The 14,472-nt window shown below is 59.8% G+C and carries 9 protein-coding genes; 7 read left to right on the top strand and 2 right to left on the bottom strand.

The features are described 5' to 3' along the window. Nucleotides 1–36 precede the first annotated feature (36 nt). Nucleotides 37–2,178, top strand: a complete 2,142-nt coding sequence (locus ALFI_RS04480; RefSeq protein WP_014774938.1) for a prolyl oligopeptidase family serine peptidase — start codon at nt 37–39, stop codon at nt 2,176–2,178. Nucleotides 2,179–2,329: 151 nt separating this feature from the next. Beyond that, nucleotides 2,330–3,583: an aspartate kinase gene (locus ALFI_RS04475; RefSeq protein ID WP_009598666.1), complete on the top strand. Its 1,254-nt coding sequence runs from the start codon at nt 2,330–2,332 to the stop codon at nt 3,581–3,583. 185 nt (nt 3,584–3,768) lie between these two features. On the opposite strand, the gene ALFI_RS04470 is transcribed toward ALFI_RS04475, so the two are convergent. After that, complete coding sequence (locus ALFI_RS04470) at nt 3,769–4,860, bottom strand: DUF4435 domain-containing protein (RefSeq protein ID WP_009598685.1); 1,092 nt, start codon at nt 4,858–4,860, stop codon at nt 3,769–3,771. Between the two features lie 405 nt (nt 4,861–5,265). Between ALFI_RS04470 and ALFI_RS04465 the strand changes: the two genes are divergently transcribed. From ALFI_RS04465 to ALFI_RS04450, 4 genes are all read left to right on the top strand, one after another. Further along, entirely contained in the window at nt 5,266–5,613 is a 348-nt protein-coding gene (locus tag ALFI_RS04465; RefSeq protein ID WP_014774936.1) for a translation initiation factor, read from the top strand. Beyond that, the gene (locus tag ALFI_RS04460; protein WP_014774935.1) at nt 5,614–8,586 is read left to right on the top strand and encodes a BamA/TamA family outer membrane protein; all 2,973 of its coding nucleotides are present in this window, start codon (nt 5,614–5,616) and stop codon (nt 8,584–8,586) included. Nucleotides 8,587–8,626: 40 nt separating this feature from the next. After that, nucleotides 8,627–11,032 (top strand): transglycosylase domain-containing protein, encoded by a 2,406-nt coding sequence (locus ALFI_RS04455; RefSeq protein ID WP_014774934.1) that lies wholly within the window; start codon nt 8,627–8,629, stop codon nt 11,030–11,032. A 129-nt stretch (nt 11,033–11,161) separates the two neighbouring features. Next, a complete protein-coding gene (locus tag ALFI_RS04450) occupies nt 11,162–12,154 on the top strand; it encodes an aspartate-semialdehyde dehydrogenase (protein ID WP_009598670.1) in 993 nt (330 codons plus the stop codon). Between the two features lie 185 nt (nt 12,155–12,339). On the opposite strand, the gene ALFI_RS04445 is transcribed toward ALFI_RS04450, so the two are convergent. Further along, nucleotides 12,340–12,924 (bottom strand): RNA polymerase sigma-70 factor, encoded by a 585-nt coding sequence (locus tag ALFI_RS04445; protein WP_009598665.1) that lies wholly within the window; start codon nt 12,922–12,924, stop codon nt 12,340–12,342. 520 nt (nt 12,925–13,444) lie between these two features. On the opposite strand from ALFI_RS04445, the gene ALFI_RS04440 reads away from it, so the two are divergent. Continuing rightward, complete coding sequence (locus tag ALFI_RS04440; RefSeq protein WP_014774933.1) at nt 13,445–14,401, top strand: FecR family protein; 957 nt, start codon at nt 13,445–13,447, stop codon at nt 14,399–14,401. Nucleotides 14,402–14,472 lie beyond the last annotated feature (71 nt).

The raw sequence follows: 14,472 nt of genomic DNA, 5'->3' as shown, positions 1-14,472 counted from the left end.
TAACTTTGCCCCGATATATACCCAAACCGTATAGTTATGATGAGATTACCGCGCATGGCGGCGGCCCTCGCGGGCGCCGCGGCGATACTGACAGGCTGCAACGATATGAAACAGATAAAACACATGCCCTATCCCCGGACGGAGCGCACCGACGTGACCGATAATTATTTCGGTACGGAGGTTCCCGATCCCTACCGCTGGCTCGAAGACGACAATTCCGAGGCGACGGCGGCGTGGGTGAAGGCCCAGAACGTTGTGACGCAGGATTACCTGTCGCAGATTCCGTTCCGCGGCGCGATCCGCGAACGGCTGACCGAATTGTGGAACTATCCCAAAGAGGGTATTCCGGCCAAACACGGCGACGCATGGTATTATTTCTACAACGACGGACTGCGGAACCAGTCGGTGCTCTACCACACCGTGCAGCCGGGCGGGGAGGGCGAAGTGTTCATCGACCCCAATACGCTCTCGGAAGACGGTACGGTGGCCCTTTCGGGCGTGACCTTCTCCAAGGACGGCAAATACTGCGCCTACTCGGTCGCCGCATCGGGTTCGGACTGGGTCGAAATCCGTGTGATGAACACTGCCGACCGTACGCTGACTTCGGACCGGATCAACTGGGTGAAGTTTTCGGGAGCCGAGTGGGCGCCCGATTCCAAAGGATTCTATTACAGTGCGTACGACGCTCCTCAGAAGGGCGTTTTCTCGTCGCAGAACCAGTTTCAGAAGGTCTACTACCACCGTCTCGGTACGCCGCAGTCGGCCGACAGGCTGGTCTATGCCGACGCGGAGCATCCGTTGCGTTATTTCAGCCCGTGGCCCAGCAAGGACGGGCAGTGGCTCTTCATCGTGGCTTCGGAGGGTACGTCGGGTACGGAAGTGCTCTATAAAAAGGTCTCCGAACCGAAATTCCGCACCTTGCTGCCGGGCTTCGACGCCGACTATGCGCCCGTCGAGTGCCGGGACGGCCAGCTCTATTACGTGACCAACCGCGACGCGTCGAACTACGCGCTGATGAAGGTGGACCTGAACGACCCGTCGAAGGTTTCGACCGTGATTCCCGAAAGCGGCGGGAAACTGCTGGAGGGCGTCGGCTCGGCCGGAGGGTATCTTTTCGCCACCTACCTCGAACATGCGCAGAGCAAGGTCTGCCAGTACGGTTTCGACGGAAAACTAGTACGCGAGGTCGAACTTCCGGCCATCGGCACGGTGAGCGGTTTCGACGGCGAGAAGGACGATACGGAGCTTTACTATTCGCTGACCAACTACATCGCGCCCGCCACGATCTACAAATACGACATCGCCGGCGGCGCATCGACGCTCTATAAAGCCCCCGCGGTGAATTTCGATCCCTCGCTGTTCACGACCGAACAGGTGTTCTACACCTCGAAGGACGGCACGAAGGTGCCGATGTTCATCACCCGCCGCAAGGATATGAAACTCGACGGCGGGAATCCCTGCTACCTCTATGCCTACGGCGGCTTCCAGATCAACCAGACGCCCGCGTTCAGGCCCTCGGCCATGATGTTCGTCGAGCAGGGCGGCATCTACTGCGTGGCCAACCTGCGCGGCGGCTCGGAGTACGGCGAAGCGTGGCACAAGGCGGGCATGCTCGAAAACAAGCAGAACGTTTTCGACGACTTCATCGCCGCGGCCGAGTACCTGATCGCCGAAAAATACACTTCGTCGGACAAGCTCGCCATTGCGGGCGGTTCGAACGGCGGCCTGCTGGTCGGCGCCTGCGAGGTGCAGCGTCCCGACCTCTATGCCGTCTGCCTGCCCGCCGTGGGCGTGATGGACATGCTCCGCTACCACAAATTCACGATCGGCTGGGGCTGGGCCGTGGAGTACGGATCGAGCGAAAACGAGGAGCAGTTCGACTACATTTATAAATATTCGCCGCTGCACAACATCCGCGAGGGTGTGAAATACCCCGCGACGCTCGTGACGACGGCCGACCACGACGACCGCGTCGTGCCGGCGCACTCGTTCAAGTTCGCCGCCCAGATGCAGCACTGTCAGGCCGGCGATGCGCCGGTGCTGATCCGCATCGAGTCGAATGCGGGCCACGGGGCGGGCAAACCCACCTCCAAACGTATCGCCGAGGAGGCGGACACCTATTCGTTCCTGTTCCAGAATATCGGAGTGCCTTACAAAGAGGTGAAAAAACAGAAATGATCCGGGCGGAAGCCCTGTCGCGCCGCGGCAAACGCCTCCTGCGTGAGGCGTTGGGGTGCGGTCGTTCGACGCGGCGTTCCGCCGCGGGAGTCCGGCGGCCGGTCGCCTTCGGACGGTAAAGAAGGTAGGTTAGGTTAAAAAGAGAGATAACATGAAGGTTTACAAATTTGGCGGTGCGTCGGTGCGTAATGCCGACGGAGTGCGCAACCTGCGCAAGATTATCGACGACGAGCAGAATCTCTTCATCATCGTTTCGGCCATGGGCAAGACGACCAACGCGCTCGAAAAGGTGTTCGAAGGACTTCAGAAGGGCGACAAACAGCTCTCCATGGAGCATGTCGCCGCGCTGAGGGAGTACCATGCGGGCATCATCGACGATTTGTGGCGCGGCCATAAACAGCTCGAACGGGTCGATGCGCTCTTCGACGAGCTGGAGCGCGTGGCCGTGGAAACGGTTTACAAACCCTCCGACGCCGAATTGTGGTACGATACGATCGTGGCCTTCGGCGAGTTGGTCTCGACGACGATCATCTCGGAGTATCTCAACTATGCCGGAGTGTCGAACCGCTGGATCGACATGCGCCGCTGTTTCCTCACCGAGCAGCGTCACAAGGACGCCGGGGTCGATATCGAAGCTTCGGCGCCGCTGCTGAAGGGCGCGCTGGCCGAGTGCGTCGAGAATATCTTTGTCGGACAGGGCTTTATCGGCGGTGCGCCCGACGGCACGACCACCACGCTGGGGCGCGAAGGCTCGGACTACTCAGCGGCCGTGGTGGCCAATATCCTCGACGCCGAGTCGATGGCCGTGTGGAAGGACGTGGACGGCGTGCTGAACGCCGATCCGAAGATTTTCCCCGACGCCGTGCAGATCGCCGAACTGAACTACCTCGATACGATCGAGCTGGCCTACAGCGGCGCGCAGATCATCCATCCCAAGACGATCAAACCGCTGCAGAACAAGAATATTCCGCTTTACGTGCGGCCTTTCGGCGACAAGCGCAAACCGGGCACCGTGATTCGCGGCATGTCGGCGCCGGTCGAGGTGCCGATCTTGATTCTCAAGAAGGATCAGGTGCTGCTGACGATCCGTTCGCGCGACTTCTCGTTCGTGCTGGAGGAGAAGTTCGCCACGATCTTCTCGCTGCTGGAGCGTTTCCGCATCAAGACCAATCTGATCCACAACTCGGCCGTGAACCTGAGCCTGTGCGTCGATAACTCGTGGCACATCGACGAAGCGATCGAGGCGCTGCGCGAAGCGGGCTTCGACGTGATGAAGGCCGAGAATATGGAGTTGCTGACCGTGCGCGGCTATACCGACGAGTTGTGGCGCAAGTACGCCCGCGGCCCGCAGGTCTTCGTGCGGCAGGCCACGCAGTCCACCGTGCGCGTGGTTCGCAAGAAGTAGTGGCGGACGGCTGCTGTCCGGGGCGCTTCCGCCCCGTCGGCTCTCCGGCTTTCCGGTTCTCCGGTTCTCCGGCTCTCCGGAGCTTCGGGCGGAATCCGGCTGTGGAGTTTTCGCCCGCGGTCCCGAAATTACGATACGAGAGCGGCCTTCATTGCGAAGGCCGCTCTCGTATCGTTTGCTCTTACCTATCCCTGCCGCATGTTGCGCAGGATGGTCCATGTCGAGTCGTCGCGGATTTCGCCGCTGCGCTTCATGTTCCAGATCGTGCGGGCAATGTATTTCTCGATGTCGCGCTGGAGCCGCTTGTAAAGCGGACATTTGGTGTAGTTCTCGTTGTCGAGCAGCACGTCGCGGATCGACCGCAGCGAATTGGTGTAGTTCGACATCTCGTTCTTGAGTGCCACGCCCTGCTTTTTCGACGCGGTGATCTTGGCGATCGACATCTGCCGCAGTTTCTCGCATACGGAGTTGAGCAGGATCATCACCACGTTGTCCATCAGCGTGTGGCCGTGCATGAACAGGTAAGCGTTTTCGGGCGTCAGGCCCCGGCTCTTGAGCTGCTGTTCGAATTCGAGCATTGGGTCGATCATCTTCGGGTTGCGCCTGCGCAGCATCTCCTCGCGTTTGGCGACGTTTTTCTGCAGCCACGCCAGCGTTTTCTCGCCGTTGTTTTCGAGGTCGAGATAGCCGATGCGCACCGCCGACTTGAAGTCGATCAGCGGGAATACGTTCTCCGTGGCCAGCTGCGCCGAGTAGGCGTACCAGAGGAAAAGCGGGTAGATCGTGCAGGAGTATTCGTGCATGAAATGCACGAAATCGAAGATGCGCGTGTCGTTCTTGGTCGCCTTGACGCATACGTTGTGCAGCGAGGGGGCGTAGCAGAGGAAGTTCTCGGTGGCGTAGGCGTAGGTGTGGAACATGTAGCGGGCGGCGTTCACCTCGCGCGACTGCTCCGTGCGGTCGGCGAACAGGAAGTCGAAGTCCGAATCGACGCACAGGATCAGCTCCTCCGACGAGCGGGGGATCATCCCCATCAGCACCTTCTTCCCCTTGGGAAGGTCGGCGCGGTTGGGCACCGAGATTTCGAAGCGCAGGTAGGGGTTCTGGAAGTGGTCGAAGATGCCGCGCCAGAAGGCCACGTCTTCGTAGCCTTCTACGTAGACCTTCACCAGCCGCTGGTCGGGATTGGCCGGCAGCGGTTTGGGCAGCTCTTCGAGAGTCGCCGGGCGCGTGAAGGGATTGAATCTGCGCAGTTTGTCGCCGAACTTTTTAGCCATACGGAAACAAAGATAGTGATTTCGGCCGGAATTTCTTCCCAAGGCCGGGATTTTTTGCAGCGGCGGGGCGGCCGGTTCCGGTCCTCTGCGCCGGATCCCGTCTTTTGCGCTGGTTCCGGTCCTCTGTACTGTCGCGGTTCTTCTGTGTTGCCGTCGTTCTTCTGCGCTGCCGTCCTCTGCGCTGTCTCTTCTTTGCGCCGCTTCTTCTTTGCGTCGCTGTCGCTTTTTCTCCGGCTCCGCCTTCCCGCTTCCATCTACGTGTGGGCGTGCGCCGCCGTTTGAGGGCGGAATGCGCTCTTTTTCGCCGATCTCGGCCGTCGGGCGTGCACAACCGTAATATTTTATTATTTTTGCACAAAATAAGAGGTTCCGAAAGGACGTTTGATCTCTACTATTTCGAACAATATGGCGGACAACGATTGGAAAGCGAGGCTCGGAATGGTCTATTCGACCAATCCCGACTTCAACTATGAAACGACCGAAACACCGGAGGCGGAGACGCTTCCCCCGGCGCGGCAGGAGCTGCGCGTGTGGCTCGACCGCAAGCAGCGCGCGGGCAAGGTGGTGACGCTGGTCAAAGGCTTCGTGGGGCGGGATGCGGATTTGCAGGAACTGGCGCGTCTGCTGAAAACCAAATGCGGCGTCGGCGGCGCGGCCAAGGAGGGGGAGATCATCATTCAGGGCGACCATCGCGACCGTGTGGTCGAGATACTCACCAAGAGCGGCTACCGCTGCAAAAAAGCCGGTTCGTAGGTGAAGCGGCTGCTGCATATCCTCCTCTTGTTGTGCGCCCTCGGTTTCGCGCACGAGGCTTCGGCCCAGTACTATACGTGGGGGTCGGACCCCGCGGGGCTGAAATGGAGCACGATCCGTACGCCCGACGTGCGGATGATCTATCCCGATACGGTTTCGGCCGTGGCGCGGCGTACGCTGTTCTACATCCGTACCGTCCGGCCCGACATTGCGTTCGGATTCCGTCACGGTCCGATGCGTATTCCCTTCGTCATGCACCCCGAAAATTTCCAGTCGAACGGACTGGTGATGTACCTCCCGAAACGTGTGGAGTTCCTCACCTCGCCCGCGATCGACGGCTATTCGATGCCGTGGTACAAACAGCTCGTGGCCCACGAGTACCGCCATGCCGTGCAGTACAACAACCTTGACCGGGGCGTTATCCGCGCCCTGAGCTATATTCTGGGGCAGCAGGGTTCGACCATCGGCCTGCTCTGCATGCCGATCTGGGCCATGGAGGGCGACGCCGTGATGTCCGAAACGGCCATGTCGTCGTTCGGCCGGGGACTTCAGCCCTCGTTCTCGCTGGGTTACCGCGCCATGGGCCGCGTAGGCCGCGACCGGAAGGACACGCGCGACCGCCGCAACATCGACAAATGGTTCTGCGGCTCCTACCGCGACTACATTCCCGACCATTACGAGCTGGGCTATCAGATCTGTTCCTACGCCTACGATCGCTACGGCGAGGTGGTCTGGGACAAGGTGGCGCGCTACGGCTCGCGTAACCCCTATGTGCTGGCCACGACGCGCGTCGCGCTCGAAAAATATTACGACACCAATGTCAGCCGGCTTTTCCGCGAGACGTTCGACGTGCTGGAGCGGCACTGGGAGTCGCTGCCGCAGGTCGAAGACAGCGCCGAGCCGCTGACGCCGATGCCCGCCGGCAATTACACGACCTACCAGTGGCCCCTGCCGCTCGACGCCGCGTCGGCGCTGGCGCTCAAGACCGACTACGACCGGCCGTCGCGTTTCGTGCGGCTCGACACCCGCACGGGCGAAGAGGAGGTGATCTGCTATACGGGGGCGGTTTCGACGCGCCCCGCCATGGCCGGCGGCCGCGTGTGGTGGACCGAATATCGCCGTTCGAAACTCTTCGAACAGCGGGTCAATTCGCAGTTGTGCTACATGGACCTCGCCGACGGTACGCCCCGGATGGTCGTCGGACGCCGCAACGCGCTCTATCCCACGCCGTCGGAGGATGCCGTCGCGTGGGTCGAATACAATCCCGACGGCCGCTATACGGTCGTCGTGCAGGGAAAGGAGGGCGCGGAGAAACGCTTTGCGACGCCCGACCGGTCCGAGATTCACGGACTGGCGTGGGACGATGCCACGCGGGGCTATTACGTTATCGTCACCGACGATTCGGGCATGTGGTTCGGCCGCATCGACGGCGACGGCGTGCATCCCGTTACCGAAGGCGCCTACATTACGCTGAGCAACCTCCGCGCGGGCGGCGGCAGGCTCTATTTCGGCTCGATCGCTTCGGGCCGGGACGAAGCCCACTGTTTCGACCTGAAGACCCGCCGCGAATACCGCATCACGACGTCGGCTTACGGATCGTTCATGCCGGTGCCGTGGCGCGACGGCGAGGGGCGGGAACGGGTGCTGCTGACCGCCTACGACAGGCGCGGTTACCATGTGGCGGCGCAGGACGCCGATGCCGACGCGCTGATCCCGGTCGCGCCTTCGAAACTGCCGCTCAACGTCGTGAATCCCGACCGCAAGCGGTGGGACGTCGTGAACCTCGATACGGTGCGTTTCTCGGCAGTCGATTCGCTGCGTCAGGAGGGGGTGTACCGCGCGAAGCGATACCGCAAGGTGCCCAATCTGGTGAATGTCCATAGCTGGACCCCCGTGGCCTTCAATCCCTTCGAGGCCGTGGACGAACACAATATCAACCTCAATCTGGGCGTCACCCTGCTTTCGCAGAATCTGCTGTCGAATACCGAAGCCTTCGCTTCGTACGGCTGGAACCGCAACGAAGGGGCGATTTTCAATCTGGGCGTGCGCTATTTCGGGCTGGGCGTCCGTCTCGACCTCGACGCTTCGTACGGCGGCAATCAGGTTTTCTATTCGGTGGGACAGTACGACGAGCAGACGGGAAAATACGAGTACCAGCAGCGTCCCAGCCCCGACAAGTACTACTCCGTGGGACTCTCCGCCACGCTTCCGCTCTATTTCCAGCGGGGCTATCACACGCGCCAGCTCTCCGTCACCTCCGGCTGGAACTACTCCAACGGCATGGTAGCCAATCTGGGTAAAATCGAATGGAACGCCGGACAGATCTCCAATATCCAGCGCATCGGTTTCCGCAAGGGACTGCACAAGCTCTCGTTCGGACTGGGGTACTCGGATCAGGTGCGCATGGCGCACCGCGACTTCGCGCCGCGCTGGGGCTATATGCTGAGCACCGCCTATACCTTCAACCCGGCCAACACCCATTTCAGCGACCTGATTTCGTTTTACGGACAGGCATACCTGCCCGGATTCGCGGCCCACAACTCGCTGAAGGTCGCCGCTACTTACCAGACCTCGATCGGCGGTTACAAGTTCCCGTCGGGATACGCGCCGCTGAGCTATCGCTCGACGCGCCTTATTCCGCGCGGATATACCTCGTCGGATATTATTTCGAACAACTATACGGCCGTCTCGGCCGACTACCAGCTGCCGGTGTGGTATCCCGAAGGGGGCATCGGATCGGTGCTCTATTTCAAGCGCATCCGGCTCAACGTCGGCGGCGATTACGCCCAGTTCCGCGACGTGGGCCGCGGAGGGATGAAGTGGCGGCGTATCTGGTCCGTGGGCGGCGACATCGTATTCGATATCAATGCGTTCCGCCAGCCCGCATCGGCGACTTCGACCTTCAAGCTGTCGGTCTATCATCCCGCAAACGGCGGCGTGTGGTGGGCCGCCGCCGTGGGTCTTCCGTTCTGATTGCAATAAATTTCGTATCTTTAGCGCAAAATTAAGTCCTATGCCAAAGAAGAAAAAGACGGACGTGAGTCCGAAAACGATAAAATGGATCTGGTGTCTGGCCTTCGCGCCGTTCGCTCTGCTCTTCTTCATGCTGCTGCTGACCGCCTTCGGGCTGTTCGGCCGCATGCCTTCGTTCGAGGAGCTGGAGAATCCCCGCAGCAACCTTGCCACGGAGATCTATTCCGAGGACGGCAAGGTCATCGGCACCTTCTTCGTGCAGAACCGTTCCTACGTTCAGTACGCCGATCTTTTCCCGGACGATTCGACGCTCCATATCCGGCTCGGAGGACACGAGGTGCCGCCGATCGTCGCGGCGCTGATCGCCACCGAGGACGCCCGTTTCAGAACCCATTCGGGCATCGACATCCCCTCGCTGGCCCGTGTGGCAGTGAAGACCGTGCTGTTGCAGAACACCTCGCAGGGCGGCGGCTCGACCATCACGCAGCAGCTGGCCAAGAACCTCTTTCCGCGCGACACGGTGCGCAACCGCGGGCGGCTGGTCCGCAACGCCAAGCTCGTCACGTCGAAGCTCAAGGAGTGGATCACGGCCCTCAAGCTCGAATACAACTATACCAAGGAGGAGATCGCCGCCATGTACCTCAATACGGTGGAGTACGGCTCCAACGCCTACGGCATCAAGTCCGCGGCCCTTACCTTCTTCAACAAGGAGCCTCACGAGCTGAACGTGCAGGAGGCCGCCGTGCTGGTGGGCGTGGTGAATGCCCCGTCGCGTTATTCGCCGGTGCGGAATTACGACAACGCCCTCGCGCGCCGCAACCTCGTCATTTCGCGCATGGAGGACGCCGGGGCCATTACGCGCAAGCAGCGCGATTCGCTCAGCGCGCTTCCCATCGTCCTCAATTACCGTCCCGTGTCGCACAACGAAGGTACGGCGACCTACTTCCGCGAGATGCTGCGTCTTGTGATGAACGCCGAACGTCCCAAACGCAATCAGTTCTACAACGAGTGGGACTACGATCAGGCGGTGAAGGAGTACGAGGAGAATCCGCTCTACGGCTGGTGCCGCAAGAACCGCAAGGCCGACGGCACGCCCTACAACATCTACCGCGACGGCCTGAAGATCTATACCACGATCAATTCGACGATGCAGACCTATGCCGAGCAGGCCGTCCAGAAACAGATGGAATCGGTCATCCAGCCCCGCATGGACGCCCAGTACCGGCGCACCAAGACGCTCTTTATCGACGCCGACAAGGCGGAGCGCGAGCGCATCATGCGTCACGCCGTCCGCTATTCGGACCGCTACCGCGAGATGAGGAACGCCGGCGCGAGCGAGAAGGAGATCAACGCTTCGTTCGACAAACCCTGCTCGATGAAGGTCTTCACCTACAAGGGCGAACGCGATACGCTGATGACTCCGCGCGACTCGATCCTGCACCACAAGCGTATCATGCGGGCGTCGTTCGTGGCGCTCGATCCCCGTACGGGATATGTCAAGGCGTACGTCGGCGGACCCAATTTCCGCTACTTCAAATACGACATGGCCAAGCAGGGCAAACGTCAGATCGGTTCGACGATCAAACCCTTCGTCTACACCTTCGCCATCGACCATCTGGGGCTGACGCCCTGCACGATGGTGCCCAACCTGCCCGTTACGATCGAGACGGCCAACGGCACGGCGTGGTCGCCCAAGGAGGCGGGCAAGGTCGAGTACGACGGCGTGATGCACCCCCTGAGCTGGGGTCTTGCCCGCAGCCGCAACAACTATTCGGCGTGGATCATGAAGCAGGCCAAACAGCCTGCGGCGGTCGCCGACTTCATTCACAACATGGGTATCCGCAGCTATATCGACCCCGTGCCGGCGCTGGCGCTCGGCTCGTCGGAATCGAACGTTTTCGAGCTGGTGAGCGCCTTCTCGACCTTCGCTAACGAGGGCGTGCATAACGACGCCATTTTCGTGACGCGCATCGAGGACCGGCAGGGCAACGTGATCGCCAACTTCATACCCCAGTCGCAGGACGCCGTCAGCGAGCGCACGGCCTATACGATGCTGACGATGCTGCAGGGCGTGGTGACGTCGGGTACGGCCGGCCGCCTGAACCGCGATTACGGCTTTTCGGGCGTGGAGATCGGCGGCAAGACCGGCACCTCGAACAAGAACCGCGACGCATGGTTCATGTGCGTGGCCCCGAAACTCGTGGCGGGCGCATGGGTCGGCGGCGAGGATCAGTCGGTGCATTTCGTATCGGGCGGCGAGGGCAGCGTGATGGCGTTGCCGATCGTGGGCGACTTCATGAAACGGGTCTACGACGACGGCCGTCTCGGCCTGAGCCGCAACGACCAGTTTATCCGCCCGGCGATGATGCCGCGCTACGACTGCGACGAGGAGACCGATCCTGAGGGGCGTGTCCCGGATGCGGACGACGACAATTTCTTCGACTGAACAGAGTCGGCCGGCCGCTGTGCCGGCCGATTTTTTTGTCGTTCGCGCCGAAATCGCTATATTTGTCCCGAAGCTTCCGTGTACGGTCCGTCCGAGCGGAAACGATGATCATTTTTTAACTTTATCGAGATGAAGATTGCGATTGTGGGCGCCAGCGGTGCTGTGGGCCAAGAATTTCTGAGGATTTTGGAGCAGCGCGACCTGCCGATCGGCGAATTGCTGCTGTTCGGTTCGCAGCGCAGCGCGGGCCGTGTCTATAAATTCCGCGGAAAGGATATAACTGTCAAACTGTTGCAGCATAACGACGACTTCAAGGGGGTGGATTTCGCCCTCACTTCGGCCGGAGCCGGAACTTCGCGCGAATTCGCGGAGACGATCACCAGACACGGCGCGGTCATGATCGACAATTCGAGCGCCTTCCGCATGGACGCCGAGGTGCCGCTGGTGGTGCCGGAGGTCAATCCCGAAGATGCGAAGAACGCTCCGCGTCGCATTATCGCCAACCCCAACTGCACGACGATCCAGATGGTCGTGGCGCTGAAGGCGATCGAGCAGGTGTCGCACATCCGCCGCGTGCATGTCTCGACCTACCAGTCCGCCAGCGGCGCCGGAGCCGCGGCGATGGACGAACTGGTGGAGCAGTACGCCGAGCTGGGCGCGGGCAAGGAGCCGACCGTCAATAAATTCGCCTTTCAGTTGGCTTACAACGTGATTCCCCATATCGACGTCTTTACGGACAACGACTATACGAAGGAGGAGATGAAGATGTTCCACGAGACGCGCAAGATCATGCACTCGGATATCGCCGTGTCGGCGACCTGCGTGCGTGTGCCGGTGATGCGCGCCCATTCGGAGAGCATCTGGCTCGAAACGGAGCGTCCCGTGTCGGTCGCCGAGGCCCGTGAGGCCTTTGCCAAGGCAAAGGGCGTCGTGCTGATGGACCAGCCTGCGGACAAAGTCTATCCGATGCCGCTCTTCATCGCGGGCAAGGACCCCGTCTACGTGGGCCGCATCCGCCGCGACCTGACCTGCGAAAACGGCCTGACGTTCTGGTGCGTCAGCGACCAGATCAAGAAGGGCGCGGCGCTCAATGCCGTGCAGATTCTCGAAACGCTGATCTGAGCGCGTCGCAGCGGCAGCTGATTGAAAGGGAGACTCGTCGGGTCTCCTTTTTTTGCCGTTTCATGGGGTGGCGTCGGGGAATTTTCATGCGGGCAGTCCGGATCGCCGCCCTGACAGTCTGCCCGAATACGCCGCCCGGACTGCCTGCCCGGCGAAGGCTGCCCTGAAATTCGGATGCGCTCCGGCTATTTCGAGAGCATGGCGAACAGGAGTCCGATTACGGGCAGATAGTCTTTCAGGGGAACGCGGAGCTGCGCATAGGCCCGCTGCATCTCGGATGCCACCTGTCGGGTCGAGATGTTGTATCGTTCGGCTATCTGCTGATAGGTGAGTCCCTCCTGACGGCTGGCCTGATAGACGGCCCGTGTCAGCTCCGGCATTTTGGCGAGTTCCCGGCTGAACAGTTCGATGATTTCCGACTGGAAGAGTTTTTTGGAAAGCTCGTCGCTGCTCAGGGAGTTCAGGCTGGATTGCAGCTTCCAGTAGGCGTCTTTGGTGATCTCGTTTTTGGCCCTGCGGAGCACCTCCTGCTCTTTGATGTGGTTGGCGCATCGGGTCCTCACGCAAAAGTAGATGTATCCCTTGATGTTTTCGGCCATATTCACCTGCTCCCGGTGTTCCCAAAGATACATGAAACTGTCCGTTACGATATCCTTCGCGATATCCGTATCGTGTACGTACCCGTATGCGATGCTGACAAAACGGTTTTTGTATTCGGAAAAGAACTTTCCGAATTCGTCCGAAGTCAGTACGGGTGTTTGTCTATCCATCTTTTATGCCGGGTAGGTTGAGGTCAAAGTTAGCATTTTTCGGAAAAAGCGCAACTATCGCGCGATGGTCATATTCGTCTGATGAGTGATGCACTTTGTCGCGGAGGGGGTGTCGGGTCTGTCGGTTTCATTTCGAGTTCCTGCAATAAATCATGAAAGGTGCCGGCGGGGCGCCTTTTTCGTTACAGCCTGTATGAAACCCGGAGTCCGGACCTCCGGCTGCGGAGCCGGACTCGTGTGATATTGTGTCTGCAAATATAGGCAATTTTTCGGGAATGCCGATTCCGGTGCGGATTTTTTGCGGAATGCCGCGGCGGATGTGTCCGGAATAATTTCTTTCCGGAGAGTCAGCGGACGGGATTTGTTCGTTGTGGCTATCCGGTTGATTTTCAGTGATATGATTTAATAAATATTTTACCGAATTTAATAAATAAATTTATTTGTTGAAAAATCGCAAAAATGCCTGTAAAGTCGTCGCGCCCGACTGTTTTATACTATAGAGACGGAAACAGAAAATAACGTGAATCAGGAAATTTTATACAGGTATCTTAAAGGCGATACCACGCCGCAGGAGGACTTGCAGGTCGCGGAGTGGCTGGAAGCCGATCCGGTTGCCAACCAGAAGGAACTGGACATCGTCCGCTTCGTATTCGAGGGGATGGAGTTGTACGGAAACGACGCGAGGGGCGGAGCGCTCCGGCCGCGCGGAATAGTCATTCCGTGGCGCAAGGTGTGGATCTTTGCCATGCGTGCGGCCGCCGTGCTGCTGCTCGTCTTTGCGGGCGGGTATGTCGCCCACCAGCGTACGTACGAAGCCATTTCCGACCGGCTGACTGCGGTGCACGTTCCCAACGGCCAGCGCATCGAAATCACCCTGCCCGACGGTTCCCGCGTCTGGCTGAATTCGGGCGCCCGGATCGAATATCCGGTCGTATTCAAAAAGAATCTCCGCAGCGTGAAACTTTCGGGCGAGGCGCTGTTCGACGTGCGTCACGACGCCGAATGCCCCTTCGAGGTCGAGACCTTTGCGACCAAGATCAACGTGCTCGGAACGAAATTCAACGTAATAGCGGACGAGACCTACGACCGGTTTTCGGCGGCATTGCTGCAGGGCCGGATCAAAGTTACCAACCTGCTCGATCCGCGCAGGCAGGAGATCGTTATGAAACCCGATGATATTGTGAATCTTTCGAACGGCCGTCTGTTCGTCGAGACGATCAGGGATCCGGAGGCGCTCTGCTGGACCGAAGGTCTGGTGCGCATCAGCGGACTTCCGTTCGATGAACTGATGGCCAAGTTCGAGCAGGTGTTCGACGTCAAGATCGTCATCGCGCGGAATTCGATTCCCGACATCGGAAAAATCAGCGGTAAGATTCGTGTGAACGACGGCATCGAGAATGCCCTCCACATCTTGCAGTACGCCGCCGATTTTTCCTTCGAGAAGGATGAGGAGACCAATGTGGTGACGATCCGCTGATCCTCCGCCTGTTATTGTTTAACCTAAAACCCCGGTAAGATATGCGCATGAAAAACAACTGACGACTTGAC

It is taken from the genome of Alistipes finegoldii DSM 17242, from assembly GCF_000265365.1.
Lineage (GTDB): Bacteria > Bacteroidota > Bacteroidia > Bacteroidales > Rikenellaceae > Alistipes > Alistipes finegoldii.
Note: the sequence above shows the minus strand (reverse complement) of the source record. Positions and strands in the feature narration are given on the sequence as shown.